This is a genomic window from Pseudomonas sp. S37 (genome assembly GCF_016658545.1).
Taxonomy (GTDB): Bacteria; Pseudomonadota; Gammaproteobacteria; order Pseudomonadales; family Pseudomonadaceae; genus Aquipseudomonas.
In genome coordinates this window covers 9,357-32,045 of sequence record NZ_JACVZC010000069.1, presented here as the reverse complement: position 1 = coordinate 32,045, position 22,689 = coordinate 9,357, and the positions used below count along the sequence as shown (strand labels likewise).

Annotated in this window: 16 protein-coding genes; 8 read left to right on the top strand and 8 right to left on the bottom strand. The window is 63.3% G+C overall.

Features of this window, described 5'->3' with window-relative positions; translation table 11 throughout:
- Positions 1 to 249 precede the first annotated feature (249 nt).
- The 7 genes from IAE39_RS19220 to IAE39_RS19190 all read right to left on the bottom strand — a co-directional run bounded on the left by IAE39_RS19220 (position 250) and on the right by IAE39_RS19190 (position 6,786).
- Positions 250 to 1,053 (bottom strand): gamma-glutamyl-gamma-aminobutyrate hydrolase family protein, encoded by an 804-nt coding sequence (locus tag IAE39_RS19220; RefSeq protein WP_201205448.1) that lies wholly within the window; start codon positions 1,051 to 1,053, stop codon positions 250 to 252.
- Positions 1,054 to 1,472: 419 nt separating this feature from the next.
- Complete coding sequence (locus tag IAE39_RS19215; protein WP_201205446.1) at positions 1,473 to 2,255, bottom strand: amino acid ABC transporter ATP-binding protein; 783 nt, start codon at positions 2,253 to 2,255, stop codon at positions 1,473 to 1,475.
- A 22-nt stretch (positions 2,256 to 2,277) separates the two neighbouring features.
- Positions 2,278 to 3,522, bottom strand: coding sequence for an NAD(P)/FAD-dependent oxidoreductase (locus IAE39_RS19210; protein ID WP_201205444.1), 1,245 nt, complete (start codon positions 3,520 to 3,522; stop codon positions 2,278 to 2,280).
- Positions 3,523 to 3,538: 16 nt separating this feature from the next.
- The gene (locus IAE39_RS19205) at positions 3,539 to 4,249 is read right to left on the bottom strand and encodes an ABC transporter permease (protein WP_201205442.1); all 711 of its coding nucleotides are present in this window, start codon (positions 4,247 to 4,249) and stop codon (positions 3,539 to 3,541) included.
- On the bottom strand, positions 4,246 to 4,965 hold the full coding sequence (locus IAE39_RS19200; RefSeq protein WP_201205440.1) for an ABC transporter permease: 720 nt from the start codon (positions 4,963 to 4,965) through the stop codon (positions 4,246 to 4,248). The genes IAE39_RS19205 and IAE39_RS19200 overlap by 4 nt, the downstream gene beginning before the upstream one ends.
- A gap of 173 nt (positions 4,966 to 5,138) precedes the next feature.
- A complete protein-coding gene (locus IAE39_RS19195) occupies positions 5,139 to 5,891 on the bottom strand; it encodes a transporter substrate-binding domain-containing protein (RefSeq protein ID WP_201205438.1) in 753 nt (250 codons plus the stop codon).
- 22 nt (positions 5,892 to 5,913) lie between these two features.
- Positions 5,914 to 6,786, bottom strand: coding sequence for a MurR/RpiR family transcriptional regulator (locus IAE39_RS19190; protein ID WP_201205436.1), 873 nt, complete (start codon positions 6,784 to 6,786; stop codon positions 5,914 to 5,916).
- 144 nt (positions 6,787 to 6,930) lie between these two features.
- On the opposite strand from IAE39_RS19190, the gene IAE39_RS19185 reads away from it, so the two are divergent.
- The 3 genes from IAE39_RS19185 (at position 6,931) to IAE39_RS19175 (ending at position 11,019) form a co-directional block, all read left to right on the top strand.
- Positions 6,931 to 7,956: an Ldh family oxidoreductase gene (locus tag IAE39_RS19185; protein WP_201205434.1), complete on the top strand. Its 1,026-nt coding sequence runs from the start codon at positions 6,931 to 6,933 to the stop codon at positions 7,954 to 7,956.
- A gap of 225 nt (positions 7,957 to 8,181) precedes the next feature.
- Positions 8,182 to 9,378, top strand: coding sequence for an amino acid aminotransferase (locus IAE39_RS19180; protein ID WP_201205432.1), 1,197 nt, complete (start codon positions 8,182 to 8,184; stop codon positions 9,376 to 9,378).
- Positions 9,379 to 9,738: 360 nt separating this feature from the next.
- Positions 9,739 to 11,019: a serine/threonine transporter gene (locus tag IAE39_RS19175; protein ID WP_201205430.1), complete on the top strand. Its 1,281-nt coding sequence runs from the start codon at positions 9,739 to 9,741 to the stop codon at positions 11,017 to 11,019.
- A gap of 73 nt (positions 11,020 to 11,092) precedes the next feature.
- Here the strand turns inward: IAE39_RS19175 and IAE39_RS19170 are convergent, their stop codons facing one another.
- On the bottom strand, positions 11,093 to 12,277 hold the full coding sequence (locus tag IAE39_RS19170; protein ID WP_201205428.1) for a Bcr/CflA family efflux MFS transporter: 1,185 nt from the start codon (positions 12,275 to 12,277) through the stop codon (positions 11,093 to 11,095).
- A 514-nt stretch (positions 12,278 to 12,791) separates the two neighbouring features.
- Between IAE39_RS19170 and tpx the strand changes: the two genes are divergently transcribed.
- The 5 genes from tpx to IAE39_RS19145 all read left to right on the top strand — a co-directional run bounded on the left by tpx (position 12,792) and on the right by IAE39_RS19145 (position 22,527).
- A complete protein-coding gene (gene tpx, locus IAE39_RS19165; protein WP_172220060.1) occupies positions 12,792 to 13,292 on the top strand; it encodes a thiol peroxidase in 501 nt (166 codons plus the stop codon).
- 265 nt (positions 13,293 to 13,557) lie between these two features.
- A complete protein-coding gene (locus IAE39_RS19160; protein WP_201205426.1) occupies positions 13,558 to 14,841 on the top strand; it encodes an MdtA/MuxA family multidrug efflux RND transporter periplasmic adaptor subunit in 1,284 nt (427 codons plus the stop codon).
- Positions 14,838 to 17,936: an MdtB/MuxB family multidrug efflux RND transporter permease subunit gene (locus IAE39_RS19155; RefSeq protein WP_201205424.1), complete on the top strand. Its 3,099-nt coding sequence runs from the start codon at positions 14,838 to 14,840 to the stop codon at positions 17,934 to 17,936. The genes IAE39_RS19160 and IAE39_RS19155 overlap by 4 nt, the downstream gene beginning before the upstream one ends.
- Positions 17,933 to 21,040: an efflux RND transporter permease subunit gene (locus tag IAE39_RS19150; protein WP_201205422.1), complete on the top strand. Its 3,108-nt coding sequence runs from the start codon at positions 17,933 to 17,935 to the stop codon at positions 21,038 to 21,040. The genes IAE39_RS19155 and IAE39_RS19150 overlap by 4 nt, the downstream gene beginning before the upstream one ends.
- The gene (locus tag IAE39_RS19145) at positions 21,037 to 22,527 is read left to right on the top strand and encodes an efflux transporter outer membrane subunit (protein ID WP_201205420.1); all 1,491 of its coding nucleotides are present in this window, start codon (positions 21,037 to 21,039) and stop codon (positions 22,525 to 22,527) included. The genes IAE39_RS19150 and IAE39_RS19145 overlap by 4 nt, the downstream gene beginning before the upstream one ends.
- The last annotated feature ends 162 nt before the right edge of the window (positions 22,528 to 22,689 follow it).

Genomic DNA, 22,689 nt, shown 5'->3' with positions numbered 1-22,689 from the left:
CAAACGTAGGAGCGGCTTTAGCCGCGAAGCGCCGCGCGGGCGGCGCTCGATTTCACAGGCGCAGAAGATCTGACGACGATCGCTCAGCAGTCATCGTATCTCTTGAGAGGGTAGGAAAAAACGATCGCGGAGACAGGCACAAACCCGCCGCCCGATTCCACGGGAAGTGTTCTGGGACCAGCAGAGGGTGACCGGGGAAACGGGGGCGGCCTTGCGCCGCCCCGCGATCAAAGCAGAGGAAACTGAGCGTCAGGCAGCGCGCTTGATCTGCGCCTTGCGTACCTGGGCGCGGCAGGCATCGCCGAACGCCTGGAAGATCCTGATCGAATCCGGGTTTTTCGCGGCTTGCCACTCCGGGTGCCACTGCACGGCGAACAGGAACGGCGAGATGCTTGGGCCGTGAATGGCTTCGACCAGGCCGTCTTCGGCGTGGGCGATGGCCTCGATGCCGGCGCCGAGCTTGTGCAGGCCCTGGCCGTGCAGCGAGTTGACGCGGATCTCGTCGGTACCCAAGGTGTCACGCAGCCAGCTGCCTGGCTTGATCTTCACGCTGTGCACCTGGGCGTATTGCACCTCGACCGGGTCCTCCGGGTTTTCCCGGTGGTCGTTGAAGCCTGGCTCGGCGTACACCTTCTGGTAGATGTCGCCACCCAGTGCCACGTTGATTTCCTGCATGCCACGGCAGATGCCGAAAATTGGCAGGCCACGCTTGAGCGCTGCCTTGACCAGCGGGATATCGAACAGGTCGCGGTTCTGGTCCTGGCCTTTGCCTGGGGTCTGGTTTTCCTGGCCGTACAGGGCCGGGTCGATGTTGCTGCCAGCGCCGGTCAGGTAGACGCCGTCGGCCATGTCCAGGTAGGTCTCGAGGTCTTCAGTGCCGCAGCAGGTGGGCACCAGCACCGGGACGCAATCGGAGAACTCGACCAGCGGGGTAATGTATTTGTGGGTCATGACCTGGTAGTCATGGCCTTTGCGCTCTTGGCTGCCCATGGTCATCAAGACGACGGGTTTGCGCAGGGAAGGTTGCTTGTTGCCAATGTTGCTGTTGGACATATGTCACCTTGGGACAGGTTCAGCCTGTCGTTGTTGTGCAGGCGCACGGCGCGGGGCTCTGAATGCTGCCTGTAGCCCCGAGCACTGCCGGCTCGTCGAGGTGACGATTCCGGTCGGGGCCTGTAGATAGCTTGCCAGAGCCGTTCGATATGTCAAACGACGCGAGAGGGCTTTATAGCGGGGAATACGCCTGTTTTTGGGGCGTGAAACCGATGCGGGCCTGTGGCGGCGTGGGTTTGGTGGGGGGTAAGGTCAATAATATTTAACGACGCAGTCGGGTGTTTGCAGCGGTGCAATGAAGGGGTTGCCTGTGCCGGCCTCTTCGCGGGTGAACCCGCTCCCACAGGAATACCTTGGCCTTCAGGGCCATTGAAGAACCTGTGGGAGCGGGTTCACCCGCGAAGAGGCCGGTACAGGTTTCAGTGCAGTATCTGCGCCAGGAACCCCTTGGCCCGCTCGGTGCGCGGCTGGTTGAAGAACACCTGCGGTGGGCTGTCCTCGATGATCTGCCCGCCCTCAAGGAACAACACCCGCTCGGCCACCTGCCGGGCAAAGCCCATTTCATGGGTAACGCAGAGCATGGTCATGCCTGTGCCGGCCAGTTGCACCAGCACATCCAGCACCTCGGCGACCATTTCCGGGTCCAGCGCCGAAGTCGGTTCGTCAAACAGCATGATCCGCGGCTTCATGCACAGCGCCCGGGCAATCGCCACACGCTGCTGCTGGCCACCGGAAAGCTGGCTGGGGTACTTGTGGGCCTGGCTTTCGATACCCACCTTCTTCAGGTACATGCGCGCCCGCTCCTCGGCGTCCTTGCGCGACAGCCTGCGCACGCTGGTCGGGGCCAGCAGGCAGTTGTCGAGCACGCTCATGTGCGGGAACAGGTTGAAGTGCTGGAACACCATGCCGATGTCGCTGCGCACCTGCGCCGCCTCGCGGCTGGTGGCCGCCAGGTCGATGCCGTCTACCTGGATACTGCCTTTCTGGGCGATTTCCAGGCGGTTGATGCAGCGGATCAGCGTCGACTTGCCCGAGCCGGACGGCCCGCACAGCACGATGCGTTCGCCTTCGCGCACCTGCAGGTCAATGTCGCGCAGCACATGGAACGCGCCGTAGTGCTTGTTCAGGCCTTCGATGCGGATCAGCACCGGGCGCGGGTCGGGGTCGGGGGCAAGGGTGGCAAGGCTCAGTGGTGCGGTCATCTTGTTGTTCTCCCGCGTGGGTTCAGTCGAAACGGGTCGCGCTGTAGGGCGCAGGGTCGGTGAAGGGGCGTTCGCCGGTGACCAACTCGGCCAGCAGGCGGCCGCTGACCGGGCCCAGGGTAAGGCCGTGGTGGGCGTGGCCGAAGTTGAACCACAGCCCCGGGTGGCGCGGCGCCGGGCCGATTACCGGGCGCATGTCGGGCAGGCACGGGCGGCGGCCCAGCCATGGCGTGTCGTCCAGGCGTTCGCCCAAGGCCGGGAACAGTTTGCGCGCAAGGGCTTCGCAGCGGCCCAGCTGAATCTGGTTGCCCGGCGCGCTGGCGGTGTCGAACTCGATGCCAGTGGTCAGGCGTACACCGCGCGCCATCGGCGCCAGCACGTAGCCGCCCTGGGTGTCGCAGATCGAGTGCTCCAGCTGCGCGCCGTCACGGGTGCTGTAGTGCATGTGGTAGCCGCGCTTGATCGCCAGCGGAATCTGATAACCCAGGCCACTGAACAGGTCGGCCGACTGTGGGCCAAGGCAGGCCACCACTTCGTCGGCAGTGATCGGGCCACGGCGGCTGTCGACCTGCCATTTGCCGTCTACCTGGCGCAGGCTGCGCGCATCACCATGCAGGAACTGCCCGCCGCGTTGCTGGAACAGCGCCGCATAGCCGCGGGTGAGGGCGCCGGGGTTGTTCACGGTCTTTGGGTCGAGCCAGTGGATGCCGCCGACCACCGTGGCGTCCAGCTGATGCTCACGGGCCTGCAATTGCCCGCATTCGAGAATCTCGAACTGCAGGCCGTAGCGGCTCAGGCCCTTGGCATCGGCCTTGGCCTGGTCGAACAGCGCCGGGTCGCGGAATACTTCGATCCAGCCTTTGGCCTGTACCAGCCCCTCAAGGCCAGCAGCCGCAATCAGCGCGTCGTGTTCTTCGACGCAGCGCTGCACCAGTGGCAGCATGTCGGCGGCAGCACCCGCCAGGCGCCCGGGTGCCGACTGGCGCCAGTAGCGCCACAGCCAGGGGGCGGCCTTGGGCAGGTGCGCGAGGTTGTAGCGCACATCGGGCTGGCGGTTCAGGCCGTAGCGCAGCAGCGCACCCAATTGCCGCGGGAAGGCATAGGGGATGACGCTGGAGCGCTCGATCAGCCCGGCGTTGCCGTGGCTGGTGCCGCTGCCCGGTTCATCGCGGTCGATCAAAATCACCTGGCGCCCGCGGGCCTGCAGGTGCAGGGCGGTGCTGACGCCGACGATGCCGGCGCCGAGGACAAGGGTCTGGCAATGCATGGAACGTATCCTTCGGTCAGTTCAGGTGGCGGCCCAGGCGGGCTTCCAGGTGTTTCAACAGGCGCCGCACCAGTTCGACGATCACCAGGTAGAGCACGGCAGCCCACAGGTAGATCTGGAAGTCGAAGCTGCGCGAGAAGGCCAGTTTGGTCACGCCCATCAGGTCGTAGATGGTCACCAGCGAAGCAATCGCGCTGGCCTTGATCATCAGGATCAGTTCGTTGCCCAGCGGGCCGATGGCTACCAGCAGCGACTGCGGCAATATCACCTTGAAAAAGGTGGTCGAGCGCTTCAGGTTCAGTGCCCGCGCCGCTTCATGCTGGCCAGGGGCAACGGCCAGCAGGCTGCCGCGGAAGATCTCGGCCTGGTAGGCCGCGGTGTTCAGGGTGAACGCCAGCAAGGTGCAGAACCACGCCTCGCGGAAGAACCACCACAGGCCGACGTCCTGCCAAAAGCCTTTCAGCGAGCCCAGGCCGTAGTACAGCAGAAACAGTTGTGCCAGCAGCGGCGAGCCACGGAAGAAATACACGTAGCCAGCGGCCATGCGCTGCAGCAGCACGCTGCGTGACATGCGCGCCAGGGCCAGCAACAGGCCGAGCACCGCACCCAGGCTGAATGAAATGGCTACCAGCTTGGCGGTTACCAGCAGGCCGTCGAGGAAGCGCGGGCCGTAGCGCTCCAGCAGGTCGGGGTCGAGCACCAGTGCCAGCAATTGATCGAGGCTCATGCGCGTGCTCCTTGCAGGTGGCGGTTACTGCGCCGTTCGATGTAGGCGAACACGCGCCCGGACAGCGCGGCGAACAGCAGGTAGCCCAGGCAGGCGACGCCATAGAAGAACATGGGCTCTTTGGTCACGCTGACCGCCAGGTTGGTCTGGCGCATCAGGTCGACCAGCGAGATGGTCGACACCAGCGAAGTGTCCTTGAGCAGCGACAGCCAGTTGTTGGACAGGCCGGGCAGGGCGATGCGGGTCAGTTGTGGCAGCACAACCTTGAAAAAGCCGGTGCGCTTGCTCAGCCCCAGCGCCGAGCAGGCTTCCAGTTGGCCCTTAGGCAGGGTCTTGAAGGCCGCCAGCCAGATTTCGCTGGAGAACGCGGCAAACACCAGGCTGAAGGCGATCATGGCGGCGAGGAAGGTGTTGATCAGGAACTCACCTTCATAGCCCATGGCGGCAAGGATCTTCTGCGCGGCGATCTGGCAGCCGTAATAGATGATCAGCAGCGTCAGCAACTCGGGCAGGCCGCGGAACACGGTGGAGAAGGTGGTGGCCCAGGCGCGTGGCAGGCGTTTGCGCGAGCGCGCCGCCAGGGCGACCAGCAGGCCCAGTGGCAGGCCGATGGGCAGGCAGGCCAGGGCCAGCGAAACGGTAACCAGCGCGCCGGCCAGCAGCGCCTGGCCCCAGCCACCGCTGGCGAAGGACAGCAAGGACAATTGATCGAGCATGACGAACCCCCAAGATGGGCAACGCGGTCTCTTTGTAGAAGCGGCCTTGTGTCGCGAAAGGGGTGCGCAGCGCCCCCACATTTTCAGCTTCGCCGCGAAGACTGCCGGGGCCGCTTTGCGGCCCTATCGCGACACAAGGCCGCTCCTACAGGGATTGCGCAGTTTCCAGAAGATCAGTTGTAGATATCGAAAGCAAAGTACTTGCTGGCGATCTTCTGGTAGGTGCCGTTGGCCACGATCTGTTGCAGCGCGGTATTCAGGCGCTGGCGCAGGGCTTCGTCGTCCTTGCGCACGGCAATGGCGGCATCGGCCTTGGTCTCGGCTACGTCGCCGAGGATCTTGCAGCAATCGCCGCCGTTCTTGCTCATCCACTCATGCAGCGGGAACTTGTCGGCAATCACCCCGTCCAGGCGGCCGGCGGCAAGGTCGGCGTTGGCTTCGTCCATGGTCGGGTACAGCTTCACGTCGGCGCCGGCCTTGCCGTACACATCTTCGGCATAGATGGCCTGGGTGGACGACGACTGCGCGCCGACGGTGTAGCCGACAAAGTCGGTCTGGGCGCTGTCGATCTTGCTGTCCTTGGCCACGGCAACGGTCAGCGGGGTGCGGTAGTAATGGTCGGTGAAGGCGATTTTCTTGCGCCGCTCTTCGGTGTCGATCATCGACGCCACCACCGCGTCGTATTTGCGCGCCATCAGGGCCGGGATGATGCCTTCCCAGTCCTGGGCCACCAGCGTGCACTCGACTTTCATCTGTTCGCACAGGGCATGGGTGATGTCGATGTCAAAGCCGTGCAACTGGTTATTGGCATCGACATAGTTGAAGGGCGGGTAGGCACCCTCGGTGGCGAAACGCAGGGTTTCGGCACTGGCGGCACCCGCCAGCAGCAGGGCGCACGCACCCACCAAGGCCATGGACTTGTTCATCTCGCACCTCATTGCACTCTTGCTATTGTTGTTTGCCCGCCGACCACGAGGTGTAGCCGACGAATTCGTTATGTAGAGCGGCAGTCGCTTCCAAGCGTTTTTCAACATCCGGTCCGAGCTTCTTGCAGACCTCGTTGACCATCAGGTGCACCCACGACAGCATCGCCGAGGTGGATTCCCAGAACAGATTGAACTCGGTGGGGATGCGGAATACCTCGTCGGCATTGGCATCGGCCCAGTCACAGAAGGTGTCGGTCACCAGGGTGACCGCAATGCCAGCCGCGCGTGCCTTCTGGCACAGCATCAGGGCATGGCGGGAATAGCGGCGTGCCTCGAACACCACCAGGGCGCTGTCTTCGGCACGGCCCAACAGCACTTCGCCGAAGTGCCCGGCACTGAGGTCGACCAGTTGCACGCCATCGCGCAGGTACTGCAGCAGGTGGCTCATGCACATGGCCACGCCGCGCTCGGTCTGAAAGCCGGCGACAAACACCCGCGGCTTGCTCGCCAGGCGTTGCGCCACGCTGTGCCAAGCCGGGCTCTGGCGGTATTCGTGCACCCTTACCAGGGCGGCGATTTCCAGCTCCAGGCTGCCACCGTTGTCGCTGGCGTCCTGGCTCTGGCGGTAGTCCTGCAAGCGGTCACCCACCAGCCATGGGCCATCGCCCAGGTCGTTCTGCAGGTCTTGCTTAAGTGCCTTGAGGTGGGCATAACCCAGTGAGCGGCAGAAGCGCCCGACACTGGATTCGCTGACGCCCAGCTTGGCGGCAATGCTGGCCGACGTCTGGAACGGCAATTCGTGCAGGTTGGCGAGCATGTAGGTGGCGATCTTGCGGCCCGAGGCAGCGGCCCCTTCCAGGCTGTTTTCCAGGCGTTGCTTGATCGGTTGGCTCATGCTGCGGCTCCAAGGGGGTGATGCTTGGGAAGAAAATGAATGTTTTCTGTCATCAAGTCAACATTTGACAGATTGCTGTCACATGCAGGAAAGTTTTTGTCGTTGCAACGCTGTAGCCATTCCAATACCAACAAGGAGCTCCAGATGTCCGCACCGTCCACCAGCACCGTCGTGCGCGTGCCTTTTACCGAGCTGCAAGGCCTGTTGCAGGCCATTTTCCAGCGCCATGGCTGCAGCGACAGCGTGGCCCGGGTGCTGGCCTATAACTGCGCCAGCGCCCAGCGCGATGGCGCCCACAGCCATGGGGTGTTCCGAATGCCCGGCTATGTCTCGACCCTGGCCAGCGGCTGGGTCGATGGGCAGGCCACGCCCAAGGTCAGCGATGTGGCTGCCGGCTATGTTTCAGTCGACGCTGCCGGCGGTTTTGCCCAGCCAGCGTTGGCTGCGGCCCGCGCCCTGCTGGTAGCCAAGGCGCGAAATGCGGGTATTGCCGTGCTGGCAATCCATAACTCGCACCACTTCGCGGCACTGTGGCCGGACGTGGAACCCTTCGCCGACGAAGGCCTGGTGGCCCTCAGCGTGGTCAACAGCATGACCTGCGTGGTGCCACATGGCGCGCGCAAGCCACTGTTCGGCACCAACCCCATCGCGTTCGCGGCACCTTGCGCCGAACATGACCCGATCGTCTTCGACATGGCCACCAGCGCCATGGCCCACGGCGATGTGCAGATTGCCGCGCGTGCCGGCCAGCAGTTGCCCGAAGGCATGGGCGTGGATGCCAATGGCGAACCGACCACCGAGCCCAAGGCGATTCTGGAAGGCGGCGCCTTGCTGCCGTTTGGCGGGCACAAGGGCTCGGCGTTGTCGATTATGGTCGAGTTGCTGGCAGCAGCGCTGACCGGCGGTAATTTCTCCTGGGAGTTCGACTGGTCCGGGCACCCGGGGGCGAAGACGCCGTGGACAGGGCAATTGATCATCGTGATCGACCCTAGCAAGGCCGAGGGCGAGCGCTTTGCCCAGCGCAGCCGCGCGCTGGTGGAGCAGATGCAGGCAGTGGGGCTGACGCGGATGCCGGGCGAGCGACGTTATCGTGAGCGAGAGCTGGCCGAGGAGGAGGGGGTGGCGGTGACCGAGCAGGAGTTGCAGGGTCTGAAAGAGCTGCTTGGCTGACCCGGCCCTTTCGCGGGTAAACCCGCTCCTACAACGTGATCACATGCCCTGAAGATTGTGGTTTCGGTGTAGGAACGGGTTTACCCGCGAAGAATCCGGCACAAATCCCCAGCCATGCAATGTTGCATAGACAACCTTGCACAATAGTGGATGTTCCTGAGCCCACTCTCCGGGTATGCTCAGGGCTGACTTTTCGTACTGTCCTGATCCAAGGAGCTGCACGCTGTGTTCAAACATGTCGATGCCTATGCCGGCGACCCGATCCTCTCGTTGATGGAAACCTTCAAGGCCGACCCGCGCGCCGACAAGGTCAACCTGAGTATCGGCCTGTATTACGATGAGGCCGGCGTGGTGCCGCAACTGGCGGCGGTGGATGCGGTGGAAAAACGCATCGCAGGTCAGGACCATGAAGCCTCCCTGTACCTGCCGATGGAAGGCCTGGCCAGCTACCGCCAGGCGATCCAGGCGCTGCTGTTCGGTGCCGACCACCCGGCGGTGACCGGCGGCCGCGTTGCCACCGTGCAGACCGTGGGCGGCTCTGGCGCGCTGAAAGTCGGTGCCGACTTCCTCAAGCGCTACTTTCCTCAGTCCGAAGTCTGGGTCAGCAACCCGACCTGGGACAACCACCGCGCCATTTTCGAAGGTGCCGGTTTCAAGGTGCACACCTACCCGTACTTCGACCAGGCCACCCGTGGCGTGGACTTCGATGGCATGCTGGCCACCCTGCAGACCCTGCCGGCCAACAGCGTGGTGCTGCTGCACCCGTGCTGCCACAACCCGACCGGTGCCGACCTTACGCAACACCAGTGGCAGCAAGTGGTGGAAGTGGTCAAGGCCCGCCAACTGATCCCGTTCCTCGACATCGCCTACCAGGGCTTTGCCGAAGGCCTGGTGGAAGACGCCTACGCCATCCGCGAAATGGCCCGTGCCGGCGTGCCGTGCCTGGTCAGCAACTCGTTCTCGAAAATCTTCTCGCTGTACGGCGAGCGGGTTGGCGGCCTGTCGGTGGTCTGCGATGACGACGCCACCGCGCAGAGCGTGCTGGGCCAGCTCAAGGCCACCGTGCGCCGCAACTACTCCAGCCCGCCCAACTTCGGTGCCCAGCTGGTGGCTGGCGTGCTGAGCGATGCCGGCCTGAATGCCCAGTGGGCCGAGGAAGTCGAAGTGATGCGCAAGCGTATCCTCGACATGCGTCAGGCGCTGGTCGATGCCCTGGCCGTGCTGCTGCCAGGCCAGGACTTCCAGTTCTTCCTGCGCCAGCGCGGCATGTTCAGCTACACCGGCTTCAGCGTCGAGCAGGTGCGTCGCCTGCGTGACGAGTTTGGTGTGTACCTGATCGACAGCGGCCGCGTCTGCATGTCCGGCCTGCGCCCGGCCAACCTGCAACGGGTTGCCGAAGCGTTCGCTGCTGTTCAGAAGTAACCCTGCAGGGGCCTGCGCGGCCCCTCATTGGGTGACACGGTCATTGTAGGAGCGGCCTTGCCGAGGCGTCGGACCGGTCGGATCGGGGTGCGAAGCGCCCCCAACATTGCAGCTTCGCCGCGAATAATGCCGGGGCCGCTTTGCGGCCCGATCGCGACGCAAGGCCGCTCCTACATTATCGCGCAACGCCAGCGATTCCTTGCGCTTGTAAAGACAAGTGCAACCGCCCCTCGGAAAAGGGCTTCGCAAGTGCAACCTTTCCGTGCACAATCCGGCCCCTCTTTTCCGGTTGAGTTGGGCGATAGCACTATTTCGCCATTCTCAGCCTGTTGCAGTCTTGCGAGTGGAGCTTCACCCGGAATGAATGAGCAGGCCCCAAGCGTTGAACAACGCTTTGCAGAATCGACCCCCGCCACCCTCGGCAGCTGGGCGCGTCACGACACCACCTGGATGCTGGGCCTGTTCGGCACAGCCATCGGCGCCGGAACCCTGTTCCTGCCGATCAACGCCGGCCTTGGCGGCTTCTGGCCGTTGCTGATCCTGGCCATACTGGCCTTCCCGATGACTTATTTCGCCCACCGCGGGCTGACCCGTTTCGTCCTGTCCGGGCGCAATGGCGGCGACATCACCGAGGTGGTCAAGGAGCACTTCGGCAGCACCGCAGGTGCCTCCATCACCGTGCTGTACTTCTTCGCCATCTTCCCGATCCTGCTGATCTACAGCGTGGCGCTGACCAACACCGTGTCCAGCTTCATCGAGCACCAGCTGCACATGCAGCCGCCGCCACGCATCATCCTGTCGTTCGTGCTGATCCTCGGCCTGCTGGCCATCGTGCGCTGCGGCGAGCAGGCCACGGTCAAGGTCATGAGCCTGCTGGTGTACCCGTTCATTGTCGCCCTGGCGCTGCTGGGCCTGTACCTGGTGCCGCACTGGACCGGCGGCATCCTCGACAGCGCCACCCAGGTGCCACCGGCCTCGGCTTTCCTGCACACCCTGTGGCTGGCCATTCCGGTAATGGTGTTCTCGTTCAACCACTCGCCGATCATCTCGGCCTTTGCCGTTGACCAGAAGCGCCGTTATGGCGAGCACGCCGACGAGCGCAGCGGCCAGATCCTGCGCCGTGCCCACCTGCTGATGGTGGTGATGGTGCTGTTCTTCGTGTTCAGCTGCGTGCTCACCCTGAGCAGCGCCCAGCTGGCCGAAGCCAAGGCACAGAACCTGTCGATCCTGTCGTACCTGGCCAACCACTTCAGCAACCCGACCATCGCGTTTGCCGCGCCGCTGATAGCCTTCGTGGCCATCGCCAAGTCGTTCCTCGGCCACTACATCGGGGCCAGTGAAGGCCTGAAGGGGATCATCGCCAAGACCGGCGCGCGCCCGGGTGCCAAGGCCCTGGACCGCGTGGTTGCCGCGCTGATGCTGGTGGTGTGCTGGATCGTTGCCACCCTCAACCCAAGCATCCTCGGCATGATCGAGTCGCTGGGTGGCCCGATTCTGGCGGTGCTGCTGTTCCTGATGCCGATGTATGCCATTCGCCGTGTACCGTCGATGCGCAAGTACAGCGGTGCGGCGTCCAACGTGTTTGTCGTGGTGGTTGGCCTGGTTGCGCTGACCTCGGTGGTGTACGGCCTGCTGAGCTGATTCGCTGCTTGCAGTAAAGGCTGCCCGGGTCGGCTATCGCCACCCGGGCATTTTTTTAAGCCTGACCAAGGTTTCAGCAGCGTTGCATTTCATCGTCCTTGGTGCACGCAAGCAGCCACCATCCACAGAGGCTGGCGACCACGAACAGCAGCCCCAGGCCTACCGGAAGTGTACTTTCGAAACTAGCGACCACGCTGCCAGTCAAACCCGCCCAAGCGAACAGTAGTGTCGTGTTGAGCGATGCTGCCGCACCTGCCTGGCGCGAATAGCGTGCCAGGGCCTGGGTCGTCGCAGCCGGGCGCACCAGGGTTGTCCCGGTAGTACAGACAATCATCGGTAGCAGAACGCCCACCACAGACAACCCTCCTAGCTGCTCCCATATCAAAAGGGTGACGCCCGCAGCACTTATAAGCAGGAAACCCGCTTTTATTTGAGCCTGCGGGCTTACGCGATGGTTCAAATAAGTTGCAGCTACTCCGCCAGCGATATAGGCCAACCCATAGCCGATAAATACAATGGAGAATTGATAGGTCGTAAGCTCCAGCCTGCCCATCAGCAGCAATGGCGCTATGACGATAAAGGAAAAATGGCAGGCAAAGGCGAGGCTGGACTGCATGGAATAGGCGAGAAAGGGCGTGTCACGCAGCATCATCAGATAACTGGAGAAGCCTGACGCCCGGTGGTGCAGCCCAGGTGCGTCCTGAAGCAGCACATACGACAAAAGTGAAACGATCGCAGCGATGCCCGCGAATACTGTGAAGCTTGCCTCCCAGCCAAAGAGCTGCTGGAGAAGGGCACCTGCCAGCGGTGACAGAGAGATGAATAACCCACTTGCACTGGTTAACAGGATTCGCATGGCATTGCGTTGTTTGCCCCTATACAGATCCTGCACAAGCGCCTGGCCGAGCACGAGGCTGCCGCAACCCAGGGCCTGCATTAAACGAAACGCCATGAAGGTTTCATAGGTGGTTGAAAATATGCAACCGAGCGCCCCTGCGATGGCTACCCCCAACCCGGCCAGCAGCAAACGCTTGCGCCCTATGCTATCCGACAATGGGCCGATCACTAGTTGCGCCATCGCAACGCCAATAGCAAAAAAGCTCACTGAGTACGCTATCTGCTGTGAGTCGACCCGAAACTCATCTGAGAGCGCAGGGAATGATGGGAGGACCACATCCAGCGGAAATACACCTAACAGACACAACAGAATCAGCAACGTCGAGCACAGATGGCGCCGGAGCGAAACCGGTGAGTTCATACCATTAACCCAATAGTCCTTTTCCTTTAGTATTCATAGGCTAGGGCTTACTGGCCCTTTTTGACCAGAAGAGCCAGTTTTGCAGATTCCATCTTGATAGGTTTCATATTTGAATCTCCATATAAGCGCCGCGTTATTGCGACACGCCTGATGGTAGCGGCTCTTTGAAGATGTACAAGATTAACTTGGTGGCGAAACTTCCGATAAAGTTGTAGGATTTTTTACCTCAACACTTATCAGGGCTCGCTTTAACTTGGTCGAAAAGCCTCTAGCGCAAGCCGTGCAGCTGCTTTGAATGTAGCATTTGCAGCTTATATCAGTTAAAAACCAACTTTGTAGCAGGCTCGTAGTGGGGGGCGGGATGGGCTCGGCAACTGGCCGTCACGGCAGGTATCGGCATTTTGTCCACAAAAATCGTCTGGTATTAGAACAATTTCACTTGCCCCCCATAGGCACCCGGTCGCCTTCATGCTTAACTCAGTGTCCTTTTCAAACCTCGCATAAGGATTTCGTCATGGCTCAAGTGACTCTCAAAGGCAACCCGGTCCAGGTCAACGGCAACCTGCCACAGGCCGGCGCCCAGGCTCCGGCTTTCTCCCTGGTAGGTGAAGGCCTGGCTGACAAGTCGCTGAAAGACTTCGCCGGCAAGCGCAAGGTGCTGAACATCTTCCCAAGCGTCGACACCCCAACCTGCGCGACCTCGGTGCGCAAGTTCAACGCCCAGGCCAACGACGTGGCCAACACCGTGGTGCTGTGCATCTCGGCTGACCTGCCGTTCGCCCAGGCTCGCTTCTGCGGCGCCGAAGGCCTGGAAAACGTGAAGAACCTGTCGACCCTGCGTGGTCGCGAGTTCCTCGAAAACTACGGCGTTGCCATCGCCGACGGCCCGCTGGCCGGCCTGGCCGCCCGCGCCGTAGTGGTGCTGGACGAGAATGACAAGGTGCTGCACAGCGAGCTGGTTGGCGAAATTGCCGACGAGCCGAACTACGATGCGGCACTGGCTGTACTGAAGTAAGGGTTGCGTGGGGCAGGGCGGGCATTTGTAGCCTGTACCGGCCCTATCGCCAGCAAAGGCAACGGAAACCTTTTAGGCCCGCCACCGCTCCAGGCAACACCCTGTAACGGCCCGGAATACGTTCCGGGCCGTTTTCATTTAAAATTCCGCGTCTTGGCAACGTCAGGCAAAGGTAAACCTCTGGTAAAGCCTCTTTGCTAAAACGATGCCAGTGCTTATCGTTCACCCTCCCAAGTCGTCATTCCGAACAAGGTTCGTTCAACCCATGCAAGCGTCCAATTCCCGTTCCCCCCGTCGCTGGCTCGTCGGCCTGCTGATCCTGCTGCTGGTGGCGGCCCTCGCCTGGTGGCTGTGGCCCGCAGCGACGCCTGTGCATAAAGAAGCCAGTGGCGGGCGCGGCGGTAAAGGCATGGGTGGCCGCCCAGGCTTCGGCGGCTCCACCGACCCGGTGCCGGTACGCGTCGAGCCGGTAAAGGTCGGCGACTTTCCGCTGTACTACAAGGCACTGGGCACGGTTACGGCGACCAACACGGTGAACGTGCGCAGCCGCGTGGCTGGCGAGCTGGTGAAAATCCACTTCAAGGAAGGCCAGCAGGTCAAGGCGGGTGACCTGCTCGCTGAAATCGACCCACGTACCTACCAGATCGCCTTGCAGCAAGCAGAAGGCACGCTGGCACAGAACCAGGCACAACTGAAAAACGCCCAGGTCGACCTGGCCCGTTACAAAGGCCTGTTCGCGGAAGACAGCATCGCCAAGCAAACCCTCGACACCGCTGAAGCGCAGGTGGCGCAGTTCCAGGGCCTGGTCAAGACCAACCAGGCACAGGTCAACGATGCCCGCCTCAATCTGGACTTCACCAAAATCCGCGCGCCAATCAATGGCCGTGTGGGCCTGCGCCAGCTCGACCTGGGTAACCTGGTGGCTGCCAACGACACTACCGCCCTGGTGGTGATTACCCAGACCGAGCCGATCAGCGTCGCCTTTACCTTGCCGGAAACCGAGCTGAGCACCGTGCTGGAGCGCAATCGCAGTGGCGCCAGCCTGCCGGTCGAGGCCTGGGACCGCAGCGACAGCAAGCTGCAGTCCAGCGGCGTGCTGGGCAGTATCGACAACCAGATCGACACCACCACTGGCACCCTGAAGTTCAAGGGCCGCTTCGAGAACAAGGACCTGGCCCTGTTCCCCAACCAGTTTGTCAACGTGCGCCTGCTGGCCGACACCCTCAAGCAGGTGGTCATGGCCCCGGCAGCGGCCATCCAGTTTGGCAACGACGGCACCTTTGCCTACGTGGTCAACGCCGAGAACACGGTCAACGTGCGCAAGCTCAAGGTCGGCGCCAGCGATGGCGAGAACAGTGTCATCCTCGACGGCCTGAAGGCTGGCGACCGCCTGGTGCTGGAAGGCACCGACCGCCTGCGCGAAGGCACCAAGGTGGAAGTGGTCGAAGACAGCTCGCAAGTGCCGACCACGCCCGGCCAGCACCTGCAAGGCCAGGATGCCAAGGGCTCTGCGCAAACCGGTGAAGCAGCAGGCAAGGCGGGCGCATGAACCTCTCGCGCCTGTTCATCCTGCGGCCGGTCGCCACCACGCTGAGCATGCTGGCCATTGTCCTGGCCGGCCTGATCGCCTACAAGCTGCTACCGGTGTCCGCCTTGCCACAGGTGGACTACCCGACCATCCGCGTCATGACCCTGTACCCTGGCGCCAGCCCGCAGGTAATGACCAGCGCCGTCACCGCGCCACTGGAACGCCAGTTCGGCCAGATGCCCGGCCTGGAGCAAATGGCCTCGACCAGCTCCGGCGGTGCGTCGGTGCTGACCCTGCGCTTCAACCTCGACATGAACATGGACGTGGCCGAGCAACAGGTGCAGGCCGCGATCAACGCCTCCAGCAACCTGCTGCCCAGCGACCTGCCGGCGCCACCGGTGTACAACAAGGTCAACCCGGCCGATACCCCGGTGCTGACCCTGGCCATCTCCAGCAAGACCATGCCGCTGCCCAAGCTCAACGACCTGGTCGATACCCGCGTGGCCCAGAAGCTCGCGCAGATCAGTGGCGTGGGCATGGTCAGCATTGCCGGTGGCCAGCGCCAGGCAGTGCGGATCAAGGTCAACGTCGATGCCCTGGCGGCCAACGGCCTGAACCTGGATGACGTGCGCACGTTGATCGGCGCCTCCAACGTCAACCAGCCCAAGGGCAACTTCGACGGCCCGACCCGGGTGTCGATGCTCGATGCCAACGACCAGCTGCGTTCCCCCGAGGAATACGCCAACCTGATCCTGGCCTACACCAACGGTGCGCCGCTGCGCCTTAAGGATGTGGCAGAGATCGTCGACGGCGCGGAGAACGAGCGCCTGGCCGCCTGGGCCAACGAAAACCACGCGGTGTTGCTGAACATCCAGCGCCAACCCGGCGCCAACGTGATCGAAGTGGTCGACCGCATCAAGGACCTGCTGCCGTCGATCACCGACAACCTGCCAGCCGGCCTCGACGTCTCGGTACTGACCGACCGCACCCAGACCATTCGCGCCGCCGTCAAGGACGTGCAGCACGAGCTGCTGATCGCCATCGTGCTGGTGGTCATGGTCACCTTCGTCTTCCTGCGCCGCGTCAGCGCCACCATTATCCCGTCGATTGCCGTGCCGCTGTCGCTGATCGGCACCTTCGGCGTGATGTACCTGGCCGGCTTCTCGGTCAACAACCTGACGCTGATGGCCCTGACCATCGCCACCGGCTTTGTGGTCGACGACGCCATCGTCATGCTGGAGAACATCTCCCGCCACATCGAAGAGGGCGAGACGCCCATGCAGGCCGCGCTCAAGGGCGCCCGGCAGATCGGCTTCACCCTGATTTCGCTGACCTTCTCGCTGATTGCGGTACTGATCCCGCTGCTGTTCATGGCCGACGTGGTCGGCCGCCTGTTCCGCGAATTCGCCATCACCCTGGCGGTGGCCATCCTGATTTCCCTGGTGGTGTCGCTGACCCTGACGCCGATGATGTGCGCGCGCCTGCTCAAGCGTGAACCCAAGGAAGGAGAACAAGGCCGCTTCTACCGCGCCAGTGGCGCCTGGATCGACTGGCTGATCAAGCACTACGGCAGCGCCCTGCAATGGGTACTCAAGCACCAGCCACTGACCCTGATGGTGGCCGTGGCAAGCCTGGCGCTGACGGTATTCCTGTACATGGTGGTGCCCAAGGGCTTCTTCCCGGTGCAGGACACCGGGGTGATCCAGGGCATCTCCGAAGCGCCGCAGTCCACCTCGTTCGCCGCCATGAGCGAGCGCCAGCAGGCGCTTAGCAAGGTGATCCTGCAGGACCCGGCAGTACAGAGCCTGTCGTCCTACATTGGTGTGGATGGCGATAACGCCACGCTCAACAGCGGCCGCCTGCTGATCAACCTCAAGCCCCATGGCGAGCGCGACGTCACTGCCGGCGAAGTCATCAGCCGCCTGCAGCCACAGGTCGACAAGCTGGTCGGTATCCGCCTGTTCATGCAGCCGGTGCAGGACCTGAGCATCGAAGACCGCGTTAGCCGTACCCAATACCAGTTCAGCCTGTCGTCGCCGGACGCCGACCTGCTGGCGCAGTGGAGCGGCAAGCTGGTGCAGGCGCTGCAGCAGCGCCCGGAACTGGCCGACGTGGCCAGCGACCTGCAGGACAAGGGCCTGCAGGTGTACCTGGTGATCGACCGTGACATGGCCAGCCGCCTGGGCATTACCGTGGCGCAGATCACCAATGCCCTGTACGACGCCTTTGGCCAGCGGCAGATCTCGACCATCTACACCCAGGCCAGCCAGTACCGCGTGGTGCTGCAGGCCAAGGATGCGGCGGTCATCGGCCCGCAGGCGCTGGAGTCGATCCACGTCAAGGCCACCGATGGCGGCCAGGTGCGCCTGTCGGCGCTTGCGCGCATCGAGCAGCGCCAGGCGCAACTGGCCATTTCCCACATTGGCCAGTTCCCGGCAGTGACCATGTCCTTCAACCTGGCCCATGGCGCTTCGCTGGGCGAGGCGGTGCAGGTGATCGAGCAGGTCCAAAAGGACATCGGCATGCCGCTGGGCGTGCAGACCCGCTTCCAGGGTGCGGCGGAGGCCTTCCAGGCCTCGTTGTCGAGCACCTTGCTGCTGATCCTGGCTGCGGTGGTGACCATGTACATCGTGCTGGGCGTGCTGTACGAAAGCTACATCCACCCGGTAACCATCCTCTCGACCTTGCCGTCGGCAGCGGTCGGCGCCTTGTTGGCCCTGCTCATCAGCGGCAACGACCTGGGCATGATCGCCATCATCGGTATCATCTTGCTGATCGGTATCGTCAAGAAGAACGCGATCATGATGATCGACTTCGCCCTCGAGGCCGAACGGCATCAGGGCATGAGCCCGCGTGATGCCATCTACCAGGCGGCGCTGCTGCGCTTCCGGCCGATCCTGATGACCACCCTGGCCGCGCTGTTTGGCGCAGTGCCGCTGATGCTCGCAACCGGCTCCGGCGCCGAGCTGCGCCAGCCGCTGGGCCTGGTGATGGTTGGTGGGCTGCTGGTCAGCCAGGTACTGACCCTGTTCACTACCCCGGTCATCTACCTGTACTTCGACCGCCTGGCACGCCGCTGGCGCCCGGCCACTGACGCGAAGCAGGCCGAGGCATGAACCTGTCGGGACCTTTCATTCGTCGCCCGGTAGCGACGATGCTGCTGAGCCTGGCGATCATGCTGCTGGGCGGTGTCAGCTTCAAGCTGCTGCCGGTTGCGCCGCTGCCGGAAATGGACTTCCCGGTGATCGTGGTGTCGGCCAACCTGGCCGGCGCCAGCCCCGAGGTCATGGCCTCTACCGTGGCCACGCCGCTGGAGCGCAAGCTGGGCAGCATCGCGGGTGTCACCACACTGACCAGCAGCTCCAACCAGGGCTCGACCCGGGTGATCATCGGCTTCGAGATGGGCCGTGACATCGACGGCGCGGCGCGCGAGGTGCAGGCGGCGATCAACGCCACCCGCAACCTGCTGCCCAGTGGCATGCGCAGCATGCCCACCTACAAGAAGATCAACCCGTCGCAGGCGCCGATCATGGTGCTGTCGCTGACCTCGGACGTGCTGCAGAAAGGCCAGCTGTATGACCTGGCCGATACCATCCTGTCCCAGAGCCTGGCCCAGGTGTCCGGGGTAGGGGAGGTGCAGATCGGCGGCAGTTCGTTGCCGGCGGTGCGCATTGCCGTCGAGCCGCAACTGCTCAACCAGTACGGCCTGTCGCTGGATGAAGTGCGCACGGCCGTGGCCAACGCCAACCAGCGCCGGCCCATGGGCTTTGTCGAGGATGCCGAGCGCAACTGGCAGGTGCGCGCCAACGACCAGCTGGAAAAGGCCAAGGACTACGAGCCGGTGGTGATTCGCCAGCAGAACGGCACCATCCTGCGCCTGTCCGACGTGGCCACCATCACCGACGGTGTCGAGAACCGCTACAACAGTGGTTTCTTCAACGACCAGGCAGCCGTGCTGCTGGTGGTCAACCGCCAGACCGGCGCCAACATCATCGAAACGGTTGACCAGATCAAGGCGCAACTGCCGGCCCTGCAGTCGCTGCTGCCCGCCAGCGTGCAACTGAACGTGGCCATGGACCGCTCGCCAGTGATCAAGGCAAGCCTCAAGGAGGCCGAGCACACCCTGTTGATCGCGGTGGTGCTGGTGATTCTGGTGGTGTACCTGTTCCTCGGCAGCCTGCGCGCCTCGCTGATCCCCAGCCTGGCGGTGCCGGTGTCGCTGGTGGGTACCTTCGCGGTCATGTACCTGTGTGGCTTCTCGCTCAATAACCTGTCGCTGATGGCGTTGATCCTTGCCACCGGCCTGGTGGTGGATGACGCCATCGTCGTGCTGGAGAACATCTCGCGGCACATCGAGGACGGCCAGCCGCCGATGAAGGCGGCCTTCCTCGGCGCCAGGGAAGTGGGCTTTACCTTGCTGTCGATGAACGTCTCGCTGGTGGCGGTGTTCGTTTCCATCCTGTTCATGGGTGGCATCGTGCGCAACCTGTTCCAGGAGTTTTCCATCACCCTGGCGGCGGCGATCATTGTCTCGCTGGTGGTGTCGCTGACCCTTACGCCGATGCTCTGCGCCCGCTGGCTCAAGCCGCACCAAGCCGAGCAGACCCGCCTGCAGCGGTGGAGTGACAAGCTGCACCAGCGCATGGTCGACGGCTATGACCGCAGCCTGGGCTGGGCCTTGCGCCACAAGCGCCTGACCCTGCTGAGCCTGCTGGCCACCATCGGCATCAACATTGCCCTGTACGTGGTGGTACCCAAGACGCTGATGCCGCAGCAGGACACCGGCCAGCTGATGGGCTTTATCCGCGGTGACGACGGCCTGTCGTTCAGCGTGATGCAGCCAAAAATGGAAATCTACCGCCGCGCCTTGCTCGCCGACCCCGCCGTGCAGAGCGTTGCCGGCTTCATTGGCGGCAACAGTGGCACCAACAATGCCATGGTGCTGGTGCGCCTGAAACCGATCAGCGAGCGCAAGCTGGACGCCCAGAAAGTGATCGAGCGCCTGCGCAAGGAAATGCCCAAGGTGCCGGGCGGGCGGCTGTTCCTGATGGCGGACCAGGACCTGCAACTGGGCGGGGGCGGGCGTGACCAGACCTCGTCGCAGTACCTGTACACCCTGCAAAGTGGTGACCTGACGGCGTTGCGTGAATGGTTCCCTAAGGTGGTCGCGGCCCTGCGTGCCTTGCCTCAACTGACCGCCATCGACGCCCGCGACGGTGCCGGCACCCAGCAGGTGACGCTGGTGGTCGACCGCGACCAGGCCAAGCGCCTGGGCATCGACATGAGCATGGTCACCACGGTGCTGAACAACGCCTACAGCCAGCGGCAGATCTCCACCATCTACGACAGCCTCAACCAATACCAGGTGGTGCTGGAGATCAACCCCAAGTACGCCTGGGACCCAAGCACCCTGGAGCAGGTGCAGGTGATTACCGCCGACGGCGCGCGCGTGCCGCTGTCGACCATCGCCCACTACGAGAACAGCCTGGCCAACGACCGGGTCAGCCACGAAGGCCAGTTCGCCGCCGAAGACATTGCCTTCGACGTCGCCGAAGGCTACAGCCCCGACCAGGCCCTGGCGGCAGTGGAGCGGGCCGTGGCCACGCTTGGCCTGCCCGAGGAAGTCATCGCCAAACTGGGCGGCACGGCCGATGCCTTCGCCAAGACCCAGCAGGGCCAGCCGTTCATGATCCTCGGTGCGCTTCTGCTGGTTTATCTGGTGCTGGGCATCCTGTATGAAAGCTACATCCATCCGCTGACCATTCTTTCGACACTGCCGTCGGCCGGCGTCGGTGCCTTGCTGGCGCTGTACGTTACCGGTGGCGAGTTCAGCCTGATCTCGCTGCTGGGCCTGTTCCTGTTGATTGGCGTGGTGAAGAAGAACGCCATCCTGATGATTGACCTGGCCCTGCAACTGGAACGCCACCAGGGCCTGTCGCCGGAAGAGTCGATCCGCCGGGCCTGCCTGCTGCGCCTGCGGCCGATCCTGATGACCACCCTGGCGGCCATCCTCGGCGCCTTGCCGCTGCTGCTGAGCCACGCCGAAGGCGCGGAAATGCGCCAGCCGCTGGGCCTGACCATCATCGGTGGCCTGGTGTTCAGCCAGGTTCTTACCCTTTACACGACGCCGGTGGTCTACCTGTACCTCGACCGCCTGCGCCACCGTTTCAACCGTTGGCGCGGCGTGCGCACCGACGCCGCCCTGGAAACCCCGCTATGACTTTTGCCCAGACCCCACTTCACCGTGCCCTGCAAGCGCTGACCCGTGGCCGTGGCTCGCGCCTGCTTGGCGCCGGGTTGTGCGTGGCCCTGCTCAGTGCCTGTACCCTGAGCCCGGACTACCATCGCCCCGAACTGGCCAGCAAGGCGGCGCAGTTCAAGCACGCCGAGGGTTGGACCCAGGCCACGCCGTCTGACGCCATCGCCCGCGGCGCCTGGTGGGAAATCTACGGCGATGCCGGGCTTAATGCGCTGGTCGAAGAGCTGAACCGCAGCAACCAGACCGTGGCGCAATCGGAGGCCCAGTACCGTCAGGCCCAGGCGCTGGTGCGCAGCAGCCGTGCGGCGCTGTTCCCCAGCCTCGACCTGACCGCCAGCAAGAACCGTTCGGCACAAGGTACCGGCAGTTCCAGCTCCAGCCTGTCGAACAACAGCAGTGGTATTCGCAACACCTACAACGCGCAGTTGGGCGTGAGCTGGGAAATCGACCTGTGGGGCAAGCTGCGCGAAACCCTGAATGCCAACGAGGCCAGCGCCGAAGCTAGCTTCGCCGACCTTGCCTCTATCCGTTTGAGCCAGCAATCGGAGCTGGTGCAGAACTACCTGCAACTGCGCGTCATCGACGAGCAGAAGCGCTTGCTGGAGGCCACCGTAGCGGCCTATGAACGCTCGCTGCGGATGAACGAAAACCAGTACCGCGCCGGTGTCGCCGGCCCGGATGCGGTGGCCCAGGCACGCACCCAGCTGAAAAGCACCCAGGCCGACCTGATCGACCTGATCTGGCAGCGCGCGCAGTTCGAGAACGCCATTGCCGTCCTGCTGGGCAAGACCCCGGCCGACTTTGCCCTGGCCGACAGCAAGGACATTCCGGCGCTGCCGCAAATTCCGGTGTCGCTACCTTCGCAATTACTGGAGCGGCGCCCCGACATCGCGTCGGCCGAACGCAACGTGATGGCTGCCAACGCCAATATCGGCGTATCGCGGGCGGCGTACTTCCCGGACCTTAGCCTGAGCATGAGCGGTGGCTATTCCAGCAGCAGTTTCACCAACTGGATCGAGCTGCCCAACCGCTATTGGTCGGTAGGCCCGCAACTGGCGCTGAACCTGTTCGACGCCGGCAAGCGCAGCGCCGAGGTCGACCGCACGGTGGCAGTGTATGACCAGACCGTGGCGCAGTACCGGCAGACCGTGCTGGACGGCTTCAAGGAAGTGGAAAACCTGCTGGTGCAGTTGAAGGTATATGGTGATGAAGCGGTGGTGCGCCAGGAGGCCCTGGATGCCGCCCGCGAGTCGCTGCGCCTGACCGAGAACCAGTACCGTGCCGGGTTGATCGGTTACCTGGATGTGGTCAACGTGCAAACCACTGCGCTAAGCAACGAGCGCAGCGTGCTGAACCTGCTGCAAGGGCGGTTGGTGGCCAGTGTGCAGCTGGTGGCCGCGCTGGGCGGTGGCTGGGATGCTGAACAGGCGTTTGCCGAGCAGGAGTAATATAACCTGCAACCGCGTACTGCCTGTAGGAGCGGCCTTGTGTCGCGATCGGGCCGCAAAGCGGCCCCAGCGTTTTTCGCTTGCGAATCACAATCCTGGGGCTGCTTCGCAGCCCGATCGCGACGCAAGGCCGCTCCTACAGGGACCGCATTAAGGCCAATA

Excerpts from the sequence above, each read along its gene's own strand:
- IAE39_RS19205 (WP_201205442.1), bottom strand. The coding sequence starts at position 4,249 with ATGAGCCTCGATCAATTGCTGGCACTGGTGCTCGACCCCGACCTGCTG.
- IAE39_RS19190 (WP_201205436.1), bottom strand. The coding sequence starts at position 6,786 with ATGAGCCAACCGATCAAGCAACGCCTGGAAAACAGCCTGGAAGGGGCC.
- IAE39_RS19150 (WP_201205422.1), top strand. The coding sequence starts at position 17,933 with ATGAACCTGTCGGGACCTTTCATTCGTCGCCCGGTAGCGACGATGCTG.
- IAE39_RS19185 (WP_201205434.1), top strand. The coding sequence starts at position 6,931 with ATGTCCGCACCGTCCACCAGCACCGTCGTGCGCGTGCCTTTTACCGAG.
- IAE39_RS19170 (WP_201205428.1), bottom strand. The coding sequence starts at position 12,277 with ATGAACTCACCGGTTTCGCTCCGGCGCCATCTGTGCTCGACGTTGCTG.
- IAE39_RS19175 (WP_201205430.1), top strand. The coding sequence starts at position 9,739 with ATGAATGAGCAGGCCCCAAGCGTTGAACAACGCTTTGCAGAATCGACC.
- IAE39_RS19215 (WP_201205446.1), bottom strand. The coding sequence starts at position 2,255 with ATGACCGCACCACTGAGCCTTGCCACCCTTGCCCCCGACCCCGACCCG.
- IAE39_RS19210 (WP_201205444.1), bottom strand. The coding sequence starts at position 3,522 with ATGCATTGCCAGACCCTTGTCCTCGGCGCCGGCATCGTCGGCGTCAGC.
- IAE39_RS19145 (WP_201205420.1), top strand. The coding sequence starts at position 21,037 with ATGACTTTTGCCCAGACCCCACTTCACCGTGCCCTGCAAGCGCTGACC.
- IAE39_RS19155 (WP_201205424.1), top strand. The coding sequence starts at position 14,838 with ATGAACCTCTCGCGCCTGTTCATCCTGCGGCCGGTCGCCACCACGCTG.
- IAE39_RS19195 (WP_201205438.1), bottom strand. The coding sequence starts at position 5,891 with ATGAACAAGTCCATGGCCTTGGTGGGTGCGTGCGCCCTGCTGCTGGCG.
- tpx (WP_172220060.1), top strand. The coding sequence starts at position 12,792 with ATGGCTCAAGTGACTCTCAAAGGCAACCCGGTCCAGGTCAACGGCAAC.
- IAE39_RS19200 (WP_201205440.1), bottom strand. The coding sequence starts at position 4,965 with ATGCTCGATCAATTGTCCTTGCTGTCCTTCGCCAGCGGTGGCTGGGGC.
- IAE39_RS19160 (WP_201205426.1), top strand. The coding sequence starts at position 13,558 with ATGCAAGCGTCCAATTCCCGTTCCCCCCGTCGCTGGCTCGTCGGCCTG.
- IAE39_RS19220 (WP_201205448.1), bottom strand. The coding sequence starts at position 1,053 with ATGTCCAACAGCAACATTGGCAACAAGCAACCTTCCCTGCGCAAACCC.